The organism is Micromonospora sp. NPDC048930 (assembly GCF_043197935.1).
Taxonomy (GTDB): domain Bacteria; phylum Actinomycetota; class Actinomycetes; order Mycobacteriales; family Micromonosporaceae; genus Micromonospora.
In genome coordinates this window covers 451,886-468,071 of record NZ_JBICUB010000005.1, presented here as the reverse complement: position 1 = coordinate 468,071, position 16,186 = coordinate 451,886, and the positions used below count along the sequence as shown (strand labels likewise).

Sequence of the window (16,186 nt, the reverse complement as noted above, 5' to 3'; positions counted from 1 at the left end):
GGCCCCTGCTCTACCGCAGGCGTTAAGAAGGGGCCCTTCCTTACAGCGCCAGGCGGACGGCGGCGGTCAGGACGAGCTGGGCCAGGGCGAGGGGGACCAGGACCAGCCAGCAGAGGCGCTGGAGCTGGTCCTCGCGCAGCCGGGGGTAGGACACCCGCAGCCAGATGATCACGAACGCGACGGCGAACACCTTGAGCAGGGTCCACAGCCAGCCGAGCTGGGCGTCGGCGAACGGGCCCTGCCAGCCGCCGAGGAAGAGCACGGTGGTCAGCGCGGCGATCACCACGATGCCGACGTACTCGGCGAGCAGGAAGAACGCGAAGCGCAGGCCGGTGTACTCGGTCATGTAGCCGAAGACCAGCTCGGAGTCGGCCACCGGCATGTCGAACGGGGGCCGCCGGATCTCCGCCAGCCCGGCGACGAAGAAGACCACCAGCGCGGGGGCCTGCCAGAGCAGCCACCACGGGCGCCACGCCTCGACGATGCCGGGCAGGCTGAGCGTCCCCGCCGCCATCGCCACCGAGGCGGCGGAGAGCACCAGCGGCAGCTCGTAGCCGAGCAGCTGGGCGGCGCCACGCAGCCCGCCGAGGAGGCTGTACTTGTTGGCCGAGGCCCAGGCCGACATCAGCACCGCCAGCACCCCGATGCCGACCACGGCCAGCACGAAGAACAGGCCGATGTCCAGCGGCTGCCCGACCAGGTCGCCCGGACCGAGCGGGATCACCAGCAGGGCGAGCAGGTACGGCACCAGGGCGACCGCGGGGGCCAGCCGGAACACCGGCCGGTCCGCGTCGCGCGGGGTGACGTCCTCCTTCTGCACGAACTTGATCCCGTCGGCGACGAGCTGCGCCCAGCCGTGGAAGCCGCCCGCGTACATCGGGCCGAGCCGGCCCTGCATGTGCGCCATCACCTTGTGCTCGGCCTGACCCACGATCAGCGGCAGGGTGAGGAACGCGACCAGCACGCCCGCCACCCGGAGGACCAGCTCCAACCAGGCGGGCATCAGGACTCCCCCTCCTCGGGCGTGGCGCCCGGGGCGGGCTCCTGCCGCGGCGGCCCGGTCGGTCGCTCACCCGGCGTCGGCCGGGCGGCGCCCGCCCCACCGGCGGGCCGCACCGGGCGTTCAGCGGAGGCCGGACGGGCCGGACGCGCGGGCCGTTCCCGGGCCGGGCGGGCGGGCGTACCCCCGCGCGGGCCCTCGCCCACCCCGGCCGCGCCGGCCGGCGTGGGGACGGTGCCCCACTCCCCCGGCGCCGGTACGCCCGGCGGGCGCATCGGCCGGCGGCCGCCGCCCGCCTCGGACTCGCCCGGCTCCTTCGCCCCCGGCCAGGGCTTGGCCGCCCGGGAGGCGAGCACGAACTCCTTGCGCAACGGGTGCCCCTCGAACTCCGGCGGCAGCAGCAGCGGGCGCAGCTCGCCGTGCCCGTCGAAGGCGACGCCGAACATCTCGTACGTCTCGCGCTCGTGCCAGGCCGCGCCGGGGAAGAGGTCGACCACGGACGCCACGGTCGGCGTGTCCCGGGGCACCCGGGTACGCAGCAGCAGCCCGTGCCGGTGCCGGGTGGACCAGAGGTGGACGACGACGTCGAAGCCCTCGGCCAGCTCGTCGACCGCGGACAGCCAGTCGAAGAAGTCGAGGCCCAGCTCTGCGTCGTCGCGGACCGCGCGGACCGCGTCCCGCCAGCTCGCCGGCGGTACGTCGACGGTGGCCCGCGCGTACCCCTGACCGCCGGAGACCGACGCGGTGGCCTCCCCGGGCGCGAGCAGCGTGACCACCCGCTGGCCGACCTCTTCCGGAGTCATGCCGCTGATCCTAGGGCCTCGTCCGGCGGGCCCGCCCGAGCGAGCCGCGGGCGCGGGCGGCGTCCGGCACGCGGGTGTCGTGCCTGGGGCCACCCGGGTGCCGCCTGCCGATCCGCCGCTTTGCCGGGCGCACGGCCGCCCGGCGGGGAAAGATGAGCACCGTGCGTGCTGTGACTGTGACTCCCGGCGTCCCCAACTCGCTGCGCTGCGATCCCGACTGGCCGGAGCCGCCCGCGGAGGAGGGGGCGATCCTGGTCGAGGCGCTGGCGGTCGGCATCTGCGGCACCGACCTCGAGATCATCTCCGGCGCCTACGGGGAGGCACCCCCCGGACAGGAACGGCTGGTGCTGGGCCACGAGGCGCTGGGCCGGGTGCTGGAGGACCCGACCGGCACCCTCCGGCCCGGTGACCTGATAGCCGGCATCGTCCGCCATCCCGACCCGGTGCCCTGCTCGAACTGCGCTGTGGACGAGTGGGACATGTGCCGCAACGGGCGGTACACCGAGCACGGCATCAAGGGGCTCCCCGGGTTCGCCCGGGACCGGTGGCGGGTGCAGCCCAAGTTCGCCGTCGGCCTGGACCCGGCCCTGACCAACGTGGGGGTGCTGCTGGAGCCGACCAGCGTGGTGGCGAAGGCCTGGGACCACATCGAGCGGATCGGTCGCCGCGCCGAGTGGAAGCCGCAGACCGTGCTGGTCACCGGGGCCGGGCCGATCGGCCTGCTGGCCGCGCTGCTGGCCACGCAGCGCGAGCTGTCGGTGCACGTGCTGGACCGGGCCACCAGCGGGCCGAAGCCGGAGCTGGTCCGCTCGCTCGGCGCGACCTACCACACGTCGCCGGTGAACGAGCTGGACTTCGAGCCGGACGTGGTGGTGGAGTGCACCGGCGCGCCGGTCGTGGTGATGGACGCGATGTGCAAGGCCGGGCCGACCGGGATCGTCTGCCTCACCGGGGTGTCCAGCGGCGGCCGGACCATCGACTTCGACGCGGGGGCGCTCAACCGGGCCCTGGTGCTGGAGAACAATGTGGTCTTCGGCTCGGTGAACGCCAACCGGCGGCACTGGGAGCTGGCCGCTGAGGCCCTCGCCCGGGCCGACCAGGAGTGGCTGAACTCGCTGATCACCCGCCGGGTGCCGGTGGGGGCGTACGCCGAGGCGTACGCCCCCGGGCCGGAAGACATCAAGGTGGTGCTGGAGTTCGCGACCTGAGCGGCCGGACGGCCCGCCGGTCAGATGCCGGGCAGCCGGCCGTTGCGGAACAGGTCCACGAAGAGCTGGTGGTCCTCCCGGGCCCGGATCCCGTACGCGTGCGCGAACTCGACCAGGTAGTCGACGAAGCCGTCCGCGTCGGCGTCGACCACGGCGACGATCGACTCCTCGGTCGAGTAGTCCACCAGGTCGTGGCTGGACTCGTCGTCGGCGACCGAGTGCATCCGGGCCACCGCCCGGCCCAGGTCGGTGAGGACGCCGCTCAGCTCCTCGGGCTCGTTCACGTCGGCCCAGTCCAGGTCGGCCGCGTACGGGGAGACCTCGGCGACGAGCTGGCCGGCCCCGTCCAGCTCGGTGAAGCCCAGCCACGGGTCGGCGTGCGCCTGCAGCGCCCGCTGCGACTCGGCCGTCCGGTGCCCCTGGTGCCGGAAGTACGACCGGACCCGCTCGTCCTCGATGTGCCGGGCCACCGCCGGCACCTGGGCCTGCTTCATGTAGATGACGACGTCGTTCTCCAGCGCCTGGGTGTGCCCCTCCAGCAGGAGGTTGTACGACGGCAGCCCGGCCGAGCCGATGCCCACGCCCTTGCGCAGCACCACGTCCTTGATGTTCGCGGCCACGGGGCGGAGCCGGGCGGTCGCGGCCGGCAGCGTGCCCAGGTAGTCGTGGAAGGCGGTGGCGACCTTCTCCCGGGTCTCGGCGTCGATCTCGAAGACGCCGTCGCCGAGGGAGAAGCGGCGCTCGTAGTTGTCGATGGTGGTCTGCGTGGCCAGCAGGTCGACCCGGGTGTTCAGTCGGGCCTGCTGGAGCACCCGGCGCAGCACCCCGTCGGCGTTCTCCAGGGTGATCGAGCCGATCGCGTCGTCCCCGCCGGCGGCGATCGCCCGCAGCTCGGTCAGGTACGACCGGGCGAAGCCGGCCACCAGCTCGCCGATCACCCGGTCGGAGAGCGCCTTGGCGTAGCCGAGCAGGGCCACGCTGGCCGCGAAACGCTTCAGGTCCCAGGTGAACGGCCCGACGTACGCCTCGTCGAAGTCGTTGACGTTGAACACCAGTTGCCCGGAGCCGTTCATGTACGTGCCGAAGTTCTCCGCGTGCAGGTCGCCGTGGATCCACACCCGGCTGGTCCGCTCGTCGAGGAACCGGTCGCTGGCGAAGTCGCCGCGCTGGTCGGCGTAGAACAGTGACGCGCTGCCCCGGTAGAAGGCGAACGGGGAGGCGGCCATCTTGCGGAACTTGCGGCGGAAGGCCGCCGGGTCGAGCGCCATCGACGCGCCGAACTCGTCGGTCAGCACGTCGACGATGAAGGCGGAACGCTTGTCCGCGGACTGGGTCATGGTCCGCAGGCTAGACCCCGGCCGCCAGGGCTGCCCTCAGCCGGCAGGGGGACGTACCGGTGGGGCGGTCAGCGCCTCGACCGGGCGTGGCGCGGCGTCCGCCGGTGGGGCCAGGCGGTCCGGGCGGGGCACGCCACCCACGCCGGACTCCTCGGCGGCGATCTTCTCCTGGAGGCGGAGGATGCCGTGCAGCAGCGCCTCCGGACGCGGCGGGCATCCGGGCACGTAGACGTCGACCGGGATGAGCTGGTCCACTCCCTTGGTCACCGAGTACGAGTCCCAGTACGGGCCGCCGCAGTTGGAGCAGGCGCCGAAGGAGATCACGTACTTCGGCTCGGGCATCTGGTCGTAGAGCCGCTTGACCGCCGGGGCCATCTTGTCGGTGACCGTGCCGGAGACCACCATCAGGTCGGCCTGCCGTGGCCCGTGGGCGAAGGGGATGACGCCCAGCCGCATGAAGTCGTGCCGGCCCATGCTGGTGGCGATGAACTCGATGGCGCAGCAGGCCAGGCCGAAGTTGAACACCCAGAGCGAGTAGCGGCGGCCCCAGTTCAGCACGAACCGGATCGGCTCGCCGAGCACCGCCGGCAACTGCACCTCGGGCCTCCCTCACCTGTCCTCGACTTGACAGTCAACCACAACGTACGAGCGGCGACCCCGCGCAGCCGGCGCCGCCGTCCTGGCCGGCAGCTCCGGTGCGGCGCCGCCCGGCACGGTTCGGTGTCCGTTACCCGACCGTCGCCGGACCCGCACCTGCTGCAACCGTTCGGGAGGCCGTCGGGTGTCTTGCCCGTAACACCGCCGGCGGGAATCGTCGGCGGCAGCACGGGGATCCGGAGGAAGGAACATGACCAGGACCATCACCCGCCGGCTGCTGGCCGGCGTCCTGGGCGCGGGGATCGCGCTGCTCGGAGTGGCCGCGCCGGCCGCCGCCGCGCCGGGCGACAGCTCCGTGTCGATCGGCCGGCTGGTGCTCGAGCCCACCGATCGGGGGTACGCCGGCAGCCTGCCGGTGACCGTCACCCACCGGGGCGCGGAGGCCGCCTACCTCGACCTGAACATCACCGAGCCGGTGCCGGGGGCGTTCGTCGGGCTGACGCCGGCCGACCCGTGCTTCTACAGCAGCCCGCGGCCGGTACGGACGATCTACTGCCACGTGCCGGACGGCGCACTCCAGCCGGGCGAGCGACGCCAGTTCACGGTCGACTTCCGGGTCCTCACCACCCCCCGCCCGTACGCGATGGCCACCTCAGGCGGCCAGCTCACCGTCAGCACGGGGGACCCGAACCCGGCGAACGACAGCGCGAGCTTCACCGCCCTGTTCCGCTCGACCACCGGCTCGCTCGGCGAGCCTCAGCCGTACGTGCGGGACACCCGCACGGACGCGTCGGTGACCGCCGGACCGGCCACCCTGAGCCGGGCGGAGGACGGGAGCTGGTTCGGCCGGGTGCCGGTGACGGTCCGGGTCGCCGGGGACGCGGCCCACGACGCGTACTGGCTCGCGCCGACGCTGCCGGCCGGGGTCCGCCTCGCCGGCATCGAGCCCGAGGACGTGTGCGCGGCGCACTGCACGGTGCCCGGCGGCCAGTTCATGCCGGGCGAGGAGCGCACGGTGTGGCTGCTGGTCCGGGCGCCGGCCGACGTCGCGCCCGGTGACCTCGGGTCGGGATCGGTGCGGCTGTACGCCACCTTCGGCTGGGGCGACGAGCTGACCGACGTCGACCCCGCCGACGACACCGCCACCTTCGACGTCACCGCCGTCGCGGCCGGCTGACGACCATGACCCAGGCAGAGGCGCGGCCGCAGGTGACCCTGCGGCCGCGCACGCCCACCTCCCCCGCCGCGGGAACACCGCCGGCCCGACCGACGATCGAGGTGAGCGCCGCGGTGGCGGAGGATGCCGGGCCCGGATTCGACGAGGTCTACCGCCGCCACTTCCAGCCGCTGGTGGTGCAGCTCCACGCGTTCGTCGGGGACATGGGCGAGGCGCAGGACCTGGTGCAGGAGGCGTTCAGCCGGGCCTGGCCCCGCTGGCACCGGATCGCCCGGTACGACGACCCGGTGGCCTGGGTCCGCAGGGTGGCCTGGAACGTGGCCGCCAGCCGGTGGCGGCGGTTGCGTACCGCCCGGCTGTTCGGGCAGCGGCAGCGGCCGGAGGTGGTGGACGGTCCCGGCCCGGAGCGGGTCGCGCTGGCCGCCGCCCTCGGCACGCTGCCGGTCAACCAGCGGCGCGCGGTGGTGCTCCACTACCTGGCCGAACTCACCGTCGCCGAGATCGCCGAGGACTGCGGGGTGGCCCCCGGCACGGTCAAGTCCTGGCTGCACCGGGCCCGGGCCACGCTGGCCACCCGCCTCACCGAGGCCGATCCCGAGCAGCCGACCGGTGGCCGATCCCCGGCTGCCGGCGGCCCGACCGGAAGGACGGCGGACTGAGATGGACCAGCGGAACCAGCGTGCGGACCGGCTCGCGAACGCCTTCGCCGAGCTGCGCGCCGCGAGCCTCCGGCAGGTCGCCGAGCCCGACCCGGACGAGCCGCGCCGCCGGGCGTACCGGCGGTTGCGCAACCGCGCCGTCGTGCCGGGCGTCGCCGCGGCGGTGGTCGTGGCGGCCGGCGCGGCCGGACTCGTCCGGCCGTTGGCCGCGCCACCCCCGACCGTCGTCACCGGGAGTTCCCCGGCCACCGAATTCCCCTCGGCCTGGCCGGACACCGGGTCGGCCGCGCCGCCGTCCACCGGCTCGGCCACGCCGACGCCCGCCCGGTCGGCCACGCCGAGCGCCACCTCCGCCACGCCGAGCCCGGGGCCGACGACGGCCTCGCCCAGCCGGTCCGGCCCGAGCCGCACGCCGTCGCCGTCCTCGACCCGGTACCTCGACCTGTCGATCAGCATGCCGCGCTCGGTCACCCTGGAACCCTCCGGCGGCGCGTACGCCGGCTGGCTCGACGTCCGCATGGGCAACGCCGGCACCCGGGCCTACGACAGCGGGGACCTGATCGTGGTGCTGCCCGTCGAGGCGACGATCAACCTGGACGGCACCAACATCGGCGGCTGCTTCAACCAGGGGCAGACCGAGGACACGAAGACGATGTTCTGCACCGGTGACGGGCCCGTACCGGCCGGTGGCACCCGGTCCTACCGGATCGGCGTGCGGGTGAACATCGCGCCGAGCGGGCAGGCGCGGACCCTGACCGGCCTGACCCTGACCGTCCGGGCGAATGTGGACGGCGCCTTCCCCACCGACCGCACCCCCGCCGACAACACCACGCGCACCGACCTCCAGCTACCCGCCGGGTGAGCCGGCGGTGGGGCGTCCACCGGGCGCCCCGCCGCCGTCACCACGTCGGGCGCTGCAGCAGGCCGACGAACTCCGCCAGCAGACGCTCGCGCAGCGCCGGTGGCGCGGCGTCGAGCAGGGTGTTCACCACCGCCATCCGGTCCGTCACCGGCCCGGCGCCGAGCCCCAGGCCGGCGGCGAGCCGGGCGACCAGCTCGGGGGTGAGCGCCGCCGGCGTCAGGCTCCCGGCGAGCGCCCGCAGCTCGGCCGGCAGCTCGACCGGCCCGGCCGCCCGGGCCGCCGCGACCGCCTCGGCGAGCGCCGGGCCGAACTCGGCCACCCGGGGCGCGACCGCCGCGGTCACGGTGAGGTGCACGCTGGCCGGCAGCCCGGTGTACGTGAGCTGCGGCTGGGTGTGCCAGCCCCGGGCGGTCAGCTCGTCGACCAGCACGAACAGGTCGAGCCCCGGGTCGTCGCTGCTGAAGCAGACCACGGTGGCCTCCGGCTCGGCCAGCAGCCGCAGGCCGTCGACGCCCCGGACGGCGTCGGCCAGCCCGGCGACCGCGTCCCGGGTCAGCGCGGCCAGCCGCAGGTAGCCGTCCTCGCCCAGGTGGCGCAGGGTGGCGTACGCGGCGGCGATCGGCCCGCCGGAGCGGGTCGAGGCGATCACCGGATTGATCATCGTGTACCCGGGCCAGTCGGCGTACGCGAAGTACTGCGGGGCGCGCAGCGCCGGGTCGCGGTGCAGCAGCACCGACACCCCCTTCGGCGCGTACGCGTACTTGTGCAGGTCGACGGAGATCGAGGTGACCCCGTCGACGGCGAAGTCGAACGGCGGCACCGGCGCGCCGAGCCGGCGCAGCCAGGGCAGGGTCCAGCCGCCGAAGCAGGCGTCGACGTGGCAGCGCACCCCGGCCGCCGCCGCGACGGCCGCGATCTCCGCCACCGGGTCGACCACCCCGTGCGCGTACGACGGGGCCGAGGCGGCGACCAGCACGGTCTCCGGGCGGATCGCGGCGGCGACACCGGCGGGCGACGGGCGCAGGGTCACCGGGTCCACGGGCACCGGGTCGAGGGCCACCCGCAGGTAGTGGGCGGCCTTGGCGAACGCGGCGTGCCCGCTGGCCGGCACCACGATCCGCGGCCCGGCGAGGTCGGGGCGGGCGTCCCGGGCCGCCTTCACGGCCAGCATCAGCGACTCGGTGCCGCCGCTGGTGACGCTGCCCACCACCTCCGGGGCGGCCGTGCCCGGGCCCCCGCCGAGCAGCCGGGCCGCCGCCGCCACCAGGGCGTTCTCCATCGCCAGCAGGGACGGGAAGGCGGTCGGGTCGAGGCCGTTGACGTGGGCGCTCTCGGCGTACGCGGCCTGCGCCAGCTCGTCCAGCCCGGCCACACCCGGGTCGTAGACGTACGCGAACAGCCGCCCGCCGTGGGTCGGCCGGTCGGCCGCCCGCAGGGCGCGGATCTCGTCGAGCACCCGCGGCGCGGGCACCCCCTCGGCGGGCAGCGCGCCCGTACCTTCCTCGGTCATCGGCTGGTGGCGCCCTTCTCGTCGGGAGTCAGCGGGTCGGTCGGGACGCGGGCGGCGGGCACGCCGGCTGGGCGGGTCACCGCGGCGAGGCGGGCGGCGGTGAGGTCGTAGCCGCGCAGCAGCAGCACCGGCACCGCGACCAGCAGGGCCGGCAGCACGGTGAAGCCGAGCAGGACGCCGAGGCGGGCGGTCGCGGGCTGGGTGGCGGCCACCCCGGTGGACGAGGAGACGTACCCGGAGAGTTGGAGGACCAGGCCGTAGATGCCGGGGCCGAGGGCGAGGCCGAAGGTCTCCCCGGCGGTCCAGAGCCCGGTGAACACCCCGGCCTGCCGCCGCCCGGTGCGCGCGGTGTCGTACGCGATGCAGTCCGGCAGCATGGCGAGGGCGAAGACCTGCTGGCCGGCGTACCCGACGCCGATCAGCGCGACCACGGCGTAGACCCCGGCGGCCGGCAGCGCCGGGGACGCGACCAGGGCCAGCGCGCCGGCCGCGAAGAGCAGCGACGCGGCGACCAGCGACGCCCGCTTGCCGACCCGGGCGCCGACCCGGGTCCAGAGCGGCATGACCAGCAGCGCCGGCCCGACGAAGCACGCGAAGAGCAGGGTCGGCCCGGTCTGCGGGTCGCGCAGCACCTGGTCGGCGAAGTACTTCACCCCGGCCAGCACGGTGGCCACCCCGGCGGACTGCACGACGAAGCAGACCAGCAGGAGCCGGAACGGCCGGTTGCGGCCGGCGACCGCGAGCTGGGCGCGGAGGCTGGGCTCGCTCTCCCCCACCGCCCCGAGCGGCGCCGAGCGGGTGCCGAGGAACGCCCCGACCGTGCCGGACACGATCAGCCCGGCGACGAAGAGACCCATCCAGCGGTGTCCCGGCACGCCGTCGCCGCCGCCGGTCACCACCGCCGGGGCCACCGCGCCGGAGACCAGGATGGCCAGCGCCAGCAGCGCGATCCGCCAGCTCATCAGCCGGGTACGCTCCGCCGGGTCGTCGGTCAGCTCGGCCGGCATCGCCACGTAGGGCACCTGGAAGAAGGCGAACGCGGTGGCGGTGGCGAGGAAGGCGACCGCCACGTACGCCCCAGCGGCCGGCCCGGCCCCGAACGGCGCGGCGAAGATCGAGGCGAAGAGGGCGGCGAGTGCGAGCCCGCCACCGAGCAGGTAGGGCCGGCGGGCACCCCAGCGGGACCGGGTCCGGTCGGAGATCCGCCCGGCGACCGGGTTGACCAGCACGTCCCACGCCTTGGGCAGGAGCACCAGCAGGGCGGCCACGCCGGCCGCCACGCCCAGGGTGTCGGTGAGGTACGGCAGCAGGAGCAGCCCCGGCACGGTCCCGAACGCCCCGGTGACCAGGGACCCCAGCGCGTACCCGACGTGCACCCGGCGGGGCAGGCTGCCGCCCGTTCCTGTCATGGAGCCGAATGCTACTCACGTTATGGCGGAGGTCACATCCCCTCCTCCGGCGACCAGGCCGCCGCCATGTCCACCCGTTCTCCCCGCAACGGGCAGCCCTCGGCCCGCAGCCGGGCCCGCGCCTCCCGCTCGTGGCCGGGCGGCAGCCGGCCGGCCGAGTTCACCACCCGGTGCCAGGGCACCCCGCCCCCGTGCCGGGCCATGATCGAGCCGACCAGCCGGGCCGAGGCCCGTCCCGACCGCTCGGCCAGCGCGTCGGCCACCGCCCCGTACGACATCACCCGGCCCGGCGGGATCCGCTCGACCAGGTCGAGCACCGCCTCGACGTACTCGTCAGGTGTCACGAGCTGCCACGATATGGGAACGCGACCGGGCCCTGCTGACCCGAGCACGCAGAATGGTCGGGTGCGCGAAGCAGTCACCTCGGCCCGCCGGATCGTCGTCAAGATCGGCTCGTCCTCGCTGACCACCGCGGCGGGCGGCCTGGACGACACCCGGGTCGACGCCCTGGTCGACACGCTCGGCGCGCTGGCCGCCGCCCGGCGCGAGGTGGTGCTGGTCTCCTCCGGCGCGATCGCCGCCGGGCTGGCCCCGCTCGGGCTGCCCCGGCGCCCCCGCGACCTGGCCACCCAGCAGGCCGCCGCCAGCGTCGGGCAGGGCCTGCTCATCGGCCGGTACGCGGCCAGCTTCGCCCGGCACCGGCTCACCGTCGGGCAGGTGCTGCTCACCGTCGACGACGTGACCCGGCGGGCGCACTACCGCAACGCGTACCGGACCCTGCGCAAGCTGCTCGACCTGAAGGCGGTGCCGATCGTCAACGAGAACGACACGGTCGCCACCGAGGAGATCCGGTTCGGCGACAACGACCGGCTGGCCGCCCTGGTCGCCGCCCTCGTGGACGCCGACCTGCTGGTGCTCCTCTCGGACGTGGACGCCCTCTGGACCGGCGACCCGACCCGGCCGGGCAGCACCCGGATCACCGAGGTGCACGGCGAGGGCGACCTGGCCGGCGTGGACGTCGGTAGGGCCGGCCGGGCCGGGGTGGGCACCGGCGGCATGGTGACCAAGGTCGAGGCGGCCCGGATCGCCACCGGCTTCGGCATCCCGGTGGTGCTCACCGCCGCCCCGCTGGCCGCGGAGGCGCTGGCGGGCGAGCCGGTCGGCACCTTCTTCCACCCGAGCAGCCGGCGCCCGGCCGCCCGGCTCTTCTGGCTGGCGCACGCCACCGCGCCCCGGGGCCGGCTGCACCTCGACCCGGGTGCCGTGCAGGCGGTGGTGGGCCGGCGCAAGTCGCTGCTCCCGGCCGGGATCACCGCGGTGGACGGCGCCTTCACCGCCGGCGACCCGGTCGACCTGGTGGACGCCGAGGGCGCGCCGGTCGCCCGGGGGCTGGTCAACTACGACGCAGTGGAGCTGCCGGGGCTGCTCGGCCGCTCCACCTCCGAACTCGCCGCGGCCCTGGGCCCGGCCTACGAACGGGAGGTCGTCCACCGCGACGACCTCGTACTGCTGTGATCCGGGACGAGTGCCCGTCCCACTGATGCCTGAGGAGTGCAGGATGAGCGTCGTTGAGCAGGCCCGACGGGCCCGGGACGCGGCGGAGGCCCTCGCGGTCGCCACCCGTACGGTCAAGGACGCCGCGCTTCACGCGATGGCCGACGCGCTGGTGGCGCGTACCCCGGAGATCCTGGCCGCGAACGCGACGGACCTGGCGGCCGGGCGCGCGGCCGGGCTGACCGCGGCCGTGCTCGACCGGCTGGCCCTCGACGAGGGGCGGGTGGCCGGCATCGCCGACGCGCTGCGCCAGATGGCCGCGCTGCCGGACCCGGTCGGCGAGGTGGTCCGCGGCTCGACGCTGCCCAACGGGCTGGAGCTGCGGCAGGTCCGGGTGCCGTTCGGGGTGGTCGGCATCATCTACGAGGCCCGGCCGAACGTGACCGTGGACGCGGCCGGGATCTGCCTGAAGTCCGGCAACGCGGCGCTGCTGCGCGGCTCCTCCTCGGCGGCGCACTCCAACGCGGCGCTGGTCGCGGTGCTCCGCGACGCGATCGCCGGGGCCGGCCTGCCGGCCGACGCGGTGCAGCTGCTCGACGCCACCTCGCGCGACTCGGTGAAGGAGCTGATGCGGGCCCGGGGCCTGGTCGACGTGCTGATCCCGCGCGGCGGCGCGTCGCTGATCCGGACCGTGGTGGAGGAGTCGACCGTGCCGGTGATCGAGACCGGGGTGGGCAACTGCCACGTCTACGTGGACGCCGCCGCCGACCTCGCCAAGGCCGTGGCGATCACCCTGAACGCCAAGACCCAGCGCCTCTCCACCTGCAACACGGCCGAGTCGCTGCTGGTCCACGCGGACATCGCGGACGCCTTCCTGCCGGCGGTGCTCACCGCCTTCGCCGAGGCCGGGGTGACCGTGCACGGCTCCCCGGAGGTCGCGGCCCACTCCGCCGCGGTGGTCCCGGCCACCGAGGAGGACTTCGCCACCGAGTACCTCTCCGCCGACATCTCGGTCGCCGTGGTCGACTCGCTCGACGCGGCGGTCGCCCACATCCGGCGGTACGGCACCGGTCACACCGAGGCGATCGTCACCGACTCGCAGTCGGCGGCCCGCGAGTTCGTGGCCCGGGTCGACGCCGCGGCCGTGATGGTCAACGCCTCCACCCGGTTCACCGACGGCGGCGAGTTCGGCTTCGGCGCGGAGATCGGCATCTCCACCCAGAAGCTGCACGCCCGGGGTCCGATGGGCCTGCCCGAGCTGACCAGCACCAAGTACGTCGTCACCGGCGACGGCCACCTCCGCTGACCGCGCCCCCTGGGCGGCCGGCTCCCGAGCGCCGCTCGCGGATTGCGGCAGGGCGGGGCATCCCCGGGGAGGGATGCCCCGCCCTGCCGCATCCCGAGTGGATCACGCCGGCGCGGCGGGGCAGCCGTTCAGGCGGTGGGTGCGGCCGGCTCCGGCGGCGCGGACTCCGGCGGCGGGCCGGCGGGCTTCGGCCGCGGCAGCGGCACGACCGGCGGCGCCAGCGGCTCGACGTCCGCCGACGGCTCGACCACCCACGGGGTGGCCGGGGAAGCCGGCGACTCGTCGGCCGGCGACGGCCCGGCGACCCACGCAGTGAACGGGGACGCCGGCGCGGCCACGTCCGCCGGCGGCTCGACGTCCGCCGACGGCTCGACCACCCACGGGGTGGCCGGGGAAGCCGGCGGCTCGTCGGCCGGCGACGGCTCGGCCACCCACGGAGTGAACGGGGAATCCGGCGCGGCGACGTCCGCCGGCGGCACCGGTGCGGCGGGCGGCGGCGGAGGCGCGACCTCCGGCGGGGGGACCGGGCGCGGCGCCGGCACCGCTGGCGGGGACGGCAGCGCGGCGGGTTGGGGCGACCGGAACACGGCGCCGGAGGCCGGCGCCTCGGGGCTGGTGGGCCGGCAGGCGCGGATCGCCCGCAGGGTGGTGTGCACGTCGAACTGGTGACCGTCGTCGCTGTCCCAGCCGCCGTCGCTGCGCTGGGTCTCGGCCAGCCGCTTGCGCGCCGAGACCAGCAGCCACTGTTCCTCGCCCACCTCGACCCGGCGCAGCGTGGCGGCCAGCCAGGCCACGTCGGCCGGCGACATCTCGGGGATCCGGTCGGCCAGCACCGCCTGGATCCGCGCCGACTCGTAGAACATCTGTTGGCGGTGCAGCACGGCCGCGCTCAGCCAGCCGGCAGGGAGGAAGGACGGCCAGCTCCCGTCCGGCGCGAGCTGCGCGGCGAGCGCCTGCGCCGCGGCCTGCACCACGCCGGCGTACGCCCCGCCGACCCGGTGGTCGAGCGGTCCGGCGGCGCGGGCGTCCAACCCGGCCACGGTCAGCCAGAACCCGGCGTTGGCGGTCAGGTAGAGGCGGGCCTCCGGGTCGCCCGGGGTGGCCCACTCGGGGGCGAACCCGGCCAGCGAGGGGTCCTCGTCCCAGCCGCCGTCGGGAAGCTGCCGGGCGGCCAGCCAGTCCAGGGCGTGCCGGGCGGCCGGGCGGCCCAGGCCCCCGAGGTCGTCCAGCTCGGACAGGCGGAAGCAGGTCGCGTCGACCGAGGCGACGTCACCGTCGAGGAGGGCGGGCCAACCGCCGCCGGGTGCCTGCCCGGCCTCGGCCGCGTCGAGCAGTTCGTCCGGCACCGGGGTACCGGTGCGCAGCCGGGACAGACGGGCGCGGTCCACCGCGTCCCCATGCGCCACGACGAAGCCGATCGCGGCATCCAAATCGACCACGGCAGCCACGCTACCGGCGCAAACGCGGTTACGCCTCGGTAGCTCGGTCAGGGGTGGCCCGGCCCACCGGCGGGTACGCGAAGGGCCCTCCCGGCCACCGGGAGGGCCCTTCCGCGCGGGCTCAGTACGCGGGCAGCGACGGGTCGATCTGCTTGACCCAGGAGAGCACCCCGCCCTGGACGTGCACGGCGTCCTTGAACCCGGCCGCCTTCAGCGCGGCGAGCGCCTCGGCGGAGCGGACGCCGGACTTGCAGTGCAGCACGATCTGCTTGTCCTGCGGGAGCCGGGCCAGCGCCTCGCCGGAGATGATCTCGCCCTTGGGGATCAGGGTCGAGCCGGGGATCCGGACGATCTCGTACTCGGCGGGCTCGCGGACGTCGATCAGGAAGATGTCCTTGCCGGCGTCCTGCCACTCCTTCAGCTCCAGCGCGGTGATGGTGGAGTCGACCACCGCCTCCTGCGCCTCGACGGAGACCGCACCGCAGAAGTCCTCGTAGTCCTCCAGCAGGTCGGTGACCGTCGGGTTCTCGCCGCAGAGCGCGCAGTTCGGGTCCTTGCGAACCTTGATCTTGCGGTAGCTCATCTCCAGGGCGTCGTAGACCATCAGCCGGCCAACCAGCGGCTCGCCGATGCCGGCCAGCAGCTTGATCGCCTCGTTGACCTGGATCGAACCGATGGACGCGCAGAGCACGCCGAGCACGCCACCCTCGGCGCAGGACGGGACCATGCCGGGCGGCGGGGGCTCCGGGTAGAGGCAGCGGTAGCAGGGGCCGTGCTCGGCCCAGAACACCGACGCCTGGCCGTCGAACCGGTAGATCGACCCCCAGACGTACGGCTTGCCGAGCAGCACCGCCGCGTCGTTCACCATGTAGCGGGTGGCGAAGTTGTCGGTGCCGTCGACGATCAGGTCGTACTGGGAGAAGATCTCCCGGACGTTGTCCCGGTCCAGCGCGGTGTCGTGGATCTCCACGTTGACCAGCGGGTTGATCTCACGGATCGAGGCGGCGGCCGACTCGGCCTTGGACCGGCCCACGTCGGAGACGCCGTGGATGATCTGCCGCTGGAGGTTGGACTCGTCGACGGTGTCGAAGTCGATGATGCCGAGCGTGCCGACGCCGGCGGCGGCGAGGTACATCAGGGCCGGCGAGCCGAGACCACCGGCGCCCACGCAGAGCACCCGGGCGTTCTTCAGCCGCTTCTGCCCCTCGACCCCGACGTCCGGGATGATCAGGTGGCGCGAGTAGCGACGGATCTCGTCTACGGTCAGCTCGGCGGCGGGCTCGACGAGCGGGGGCAACGACACGGTGGACTCCCCGGGATCGGCGGTGGGACCGCGCCATTGTCGCTCGCCGTGGTGGGGATTGGCCATGATGAGGGACACGTCG

General features: G+C 75.0%; 14 protein-coding genes and 1 pseudogene. 6 read left to right on the top strand and 9 right to left on the bottom strand.

What is annotated here, in order from left to right; all coding sequences use genetic code 11:
- Positions 1 to 40: 40 nt before the first annotated feature.
- On the bottom strand, positions 41 to 1,003 hold the full coding sequence (gene nuoH, locus ACGFI9_RS16845) for an NADH-quinone oxidoreductase subunit NuoH (RefSeq protein WP_393178865.1): 963 nt from the start codon (positions 1,001 to 1,003) through the stop codon (positions 41 to 43).
- A complete protein-coding gene (locus ACGFI9_RS16840; RefSeq protein WP_393178864.1) occupies positions 1,003 to 1,803 on the bottom strand; it encodes an NADH-quinone oxidoreductase subunit C in 801 nt (266 codons plus the stop codon). Before ACGFI9_RS16840 ends, nuoH begins: the two co-directional genes overlap by 1 nt.
- Before the next feature lie 161 nt (positions 1,804 to 1,964).
- On the opposite strand from ACGFI9_RS16840, the gene ACGFI9_RS16835 reads away from it, so the two are divergent.
- Positions 1,965 to 3,011: a glucose 1-dehydrogenase gene (locus tag ACGFI9_RS16835; RefSeq protein WP_393178863.1), complete on the top strand. Its 1,047-nt coding sequence runs from the start codon at positions 1,965 to 1,967 to the stop codon at positions 3,009 to 3,011.
- A gap of 20 nt (positions 3,012 to 3,031) precedes the next feature.
- Here the strand turns inward: ACGFI9_RS16835 and ACGFI9_RS16830 are convergent, their stop codons facing one another.
- Positions 3,032 to 4,348, bottom strand: coding sequence for a DUF2252 domain-containing protein (locus ACGFI9_RS16830; protein ID WP_393178862.1), 1,317 nt, complete (start codon positions 4,346 to 4,348; stop codon positions 3,032 to 3,034).
- A gap of 36 nt (positions 4,349 to 4,384) precedes the next feature.
- Positions 4,385 to 4,945 carry an NADH-quinone oxidoreductase subunit B gene (locus ACGFI9_RS16825; RefSeq protein WP_393178861.1) on the bottom strand — a complete coding sequence of 187 codons (561 nt, stop codon included), beginning with the start codon at positions 4,943 to 4,945 and terminating at the stop codon, positions 4,385 to 4,387.
- 250 nt (positions 4,946 to 5,195) lie between these two features.
- Between ACGFI9_RS16825 and ACGFI9_RS16820 the strand changes: the two genes are divergently transcribed.
- Genes ACGFI9_RS16820 through ACGFI9_RS16810 form a run of 3 tightly spaced genes read left to right on the top strand, consistent with a single transcriptional unit; the run spans position 5,196 to position 7,643 of the window.
- Positions 5,196 to 6,122: a hypothetical protein gene (locus ACGFI9_RS16820; RefSeq protein WP_393178860.1), complete on the top strand. Its 927-nt coding sequence runs from the start codon at positions 5,196 to 5,198 to the stop codon at positions 6,120 to 6,122.
- Between the two features lie 5 nt (positions 6,123 to 6,127).
- Positions 6,128 to 6,781: an RNA polymerase sigma factor gene (locus tag ACGFI9_RS16815; protein ID WP_393178859.1), complete on the top strand. Its 654-nt coding sequence runs from the start codon at positions 6,128 to 6,130 to the stop codon at positions 6,779 to 6,781.
- A 1-nt stretch (position 6,782) separates the two neighbouring features.
- On the top strand, positions 6,783 to 7,643 hold the full coding sequence (locus ACGFI9_RS16810; RefSeq protein WP_393178858.1) for a hypothetical protein: 861 nt from the start codon (positions 6,783 to 6,785) through the stop codon (positions 7,641 to 7,643).
- 37 nt (positions 7,644 to 7,680) lie between these two features.
- Here the strand turns inward: ACGFI9_RS16810 and ACGFI9_RS16805 are convergent, their stop codons facing one another.
- Genes ACGFI9_RS16805 through ACGFI9_RS16795 form a run of 3 tightly spaced genes read right to left on the bottom strand, consistent with a single transcriptional unit; the run spans position 7,681 to position 10,906 of the window.
- Entirely contained in the window at positions 7,681 to 9,153 is a 1,473-nt protein-coding gene (locus ACGFI9_RS16805; protein ID WP_393178857.1) for a pyridoxal phosphate-dependent decarboxylase family protein, read from the bottom strand.
- Entirely contained in the window at positions 9,150 to 10,562 is a 1,413-nt protein-coding gene (locus ACGFI9_RS16800) for an MFS transporter (RefSeq protein WP_393178856.1), read from the bottom strand. Before ACGFI9_RS16800 ends, ACGFI9_RS16805 begins: the two co-directional genes overlap by 4 nt.
- A 32-nt stretch (positions 10,563 to 10,594) precedes the next feature.
- Complete coding sequence (locus ACGFI9_RS16795) at positions 10,595 to 10,906, bottom strand: MGMT family protein (protein ID WP_393178855.1); 312 nt, start codon at positions 10,904 to 10,906, stop codon at positions 10,595 to 10,597.
- A gap of 13 nt (positions 10,907 to 10,919) precedes the next feature.
- On the opposite strand from ACGFI9_RS16795, the gene proB reads away from it, so the two are divergent.
- Both proB and ACGFI9_RS16785 read left to right on the top strand, forming a co-directional pair.
- Positions 10,920 to 12,077, top strand: a complete 1,158-nt coding sequence (gene proB, locus ACGFI9_RS16790; protein ID WP_393178854.1) for a glutamate 5-kinase — start codon at positions 10,920 to 10,922, stop codon at positions 12,075 to 12,077.
- Positions 12,078 to 12,120: 43 nt separating this feature from the next.
- Positions 12,121 to 13,362 carry a glutamate-5-semialdehyde dehydrogenase gene (locus ACGFI9_RS16785; RefSeq protein ID WP_393178853.1) on the top strand — a complete coding sequence of 414 codons (1,242 nt, stop codon included), beginning with the start codon at positions 12,121 to 12,123 and terminating at the stop codon, positions 13,360 to 13,362.
- A gap of 620 nt (positions 13,363 to 13,982) precedes the next feature.
- Here the strand turns inward: ACGFI9_RS16785 and ACGFI9_RS16780 are convergent.
- Positions 13,983 to 14,852, bottom strand: a pseudogene (locus ACGFI9_RS16780) (hypothetical protein); the annotation flags it as partial.
- Positions 14,853 to 14,922: 70 nt separating this feature from the next.
- Positions 14,923 to 16,170 (bottom strand): adenylyltransferase/sulfurtransferase MoeZ, encoded by a 1,248-nt coding sequence (gene moeZ, locus ACGFI9_RS16775; protein ID WP_393178852.1) that lies wholly within the window; start codon positions 16,168 to 16,170, stop codon positions 14,923 to 14,925.
- Positions 16,171 to 16,186 lie beyond the last annotated feature (16 nt).

What these genes read in the sequence shown, in the direction of transcription:
- ACGFI9_RS16805 (WP_393178857.1), bottom strand. Translation starts at nt 9,153, where the DNA reads ATGACCGAGGAAGGTACGGGCGCGCTGCCCGCCGAGGGGGTGCCCGCG.
- ACGFI9_RS16810 (WP_393178858.1), top strand. Translation starts at nt 6,783, where the DNA reads ATGGACCAGCGGAACCAGCGTGCGGACCGGCTCGCGAACGCCTTCGCC.
- moeZ (WP_393178852.1), bottom strand. Translation starts at nt 16,170, where the DNA reads ATGGCCAATCCCCACCACGGCGAGCGACAATGGCGCGGTCCCACCGCC.
- ACGFI9_RS16800 (WP_393178856.1), bottom strand. Translation starts at nt 10,562, where the DNA reads ATGACAGGAACGGGCGGCAGCCTGCCCCGCCGGGTGCACGTCGGGTAC.
- ACGFI9_RS16815 (WP_393178859.1), top strand. Translation starts at nt 6,128, where the DNA reads ATGACCCAGGCAGAGGCGCGGCCGCAGGTGACCCTGCGGCCGCGCACG.
- proB (WP_393178854.1), top strand. Translation starts at nt 10,920, where the DNA reads ATGGGAACGCGACCGGGCCCTGCTGACCCGAGCACGCAGAATGGTCGG.
- ACGFI9_RS16830 (WP_393178862.1), bottom strand. Translation starts at nt 4,348, where the DNA reads ATGACCCAGTCCGCGGACAAGCGTTCCGCCTTCATCGTCGACGTGCTG.
- ACGFI9_RS16840 (WP_393178864.1), bottom strand. Translation starts at nt 1,803, where the DNA reads ATGACTCCGGAAGAGGTCGGCCAGCGGGTGGTCACGCTGCTCGCGCCC.
- ACGFI9_RS16820 (WP_393178860.1), top strand. Translation starts at nt 5,196, where the DNA reads ATGACCAGGACCATCACCCGCCGGCTGCTGGCCGGCGTCCTGGGCGCG.
- nuoH (WP_393178865.1), bottom strand. Translation starts at nt 1,003, where the DNA reads ATGCCCGCCTGGTTGGAGCTGGTCCTCCGGGTGGCGGGCGTGCTGGTC.
- ACGFI9_RS16785 (WP_393178853.1), top strand. Translation starts at nt 12,121, where the DNA reads ATGAGCGTCGTTGAGCAGGCCCGACGGGCCCGGGACGCGGCGGAGGCC.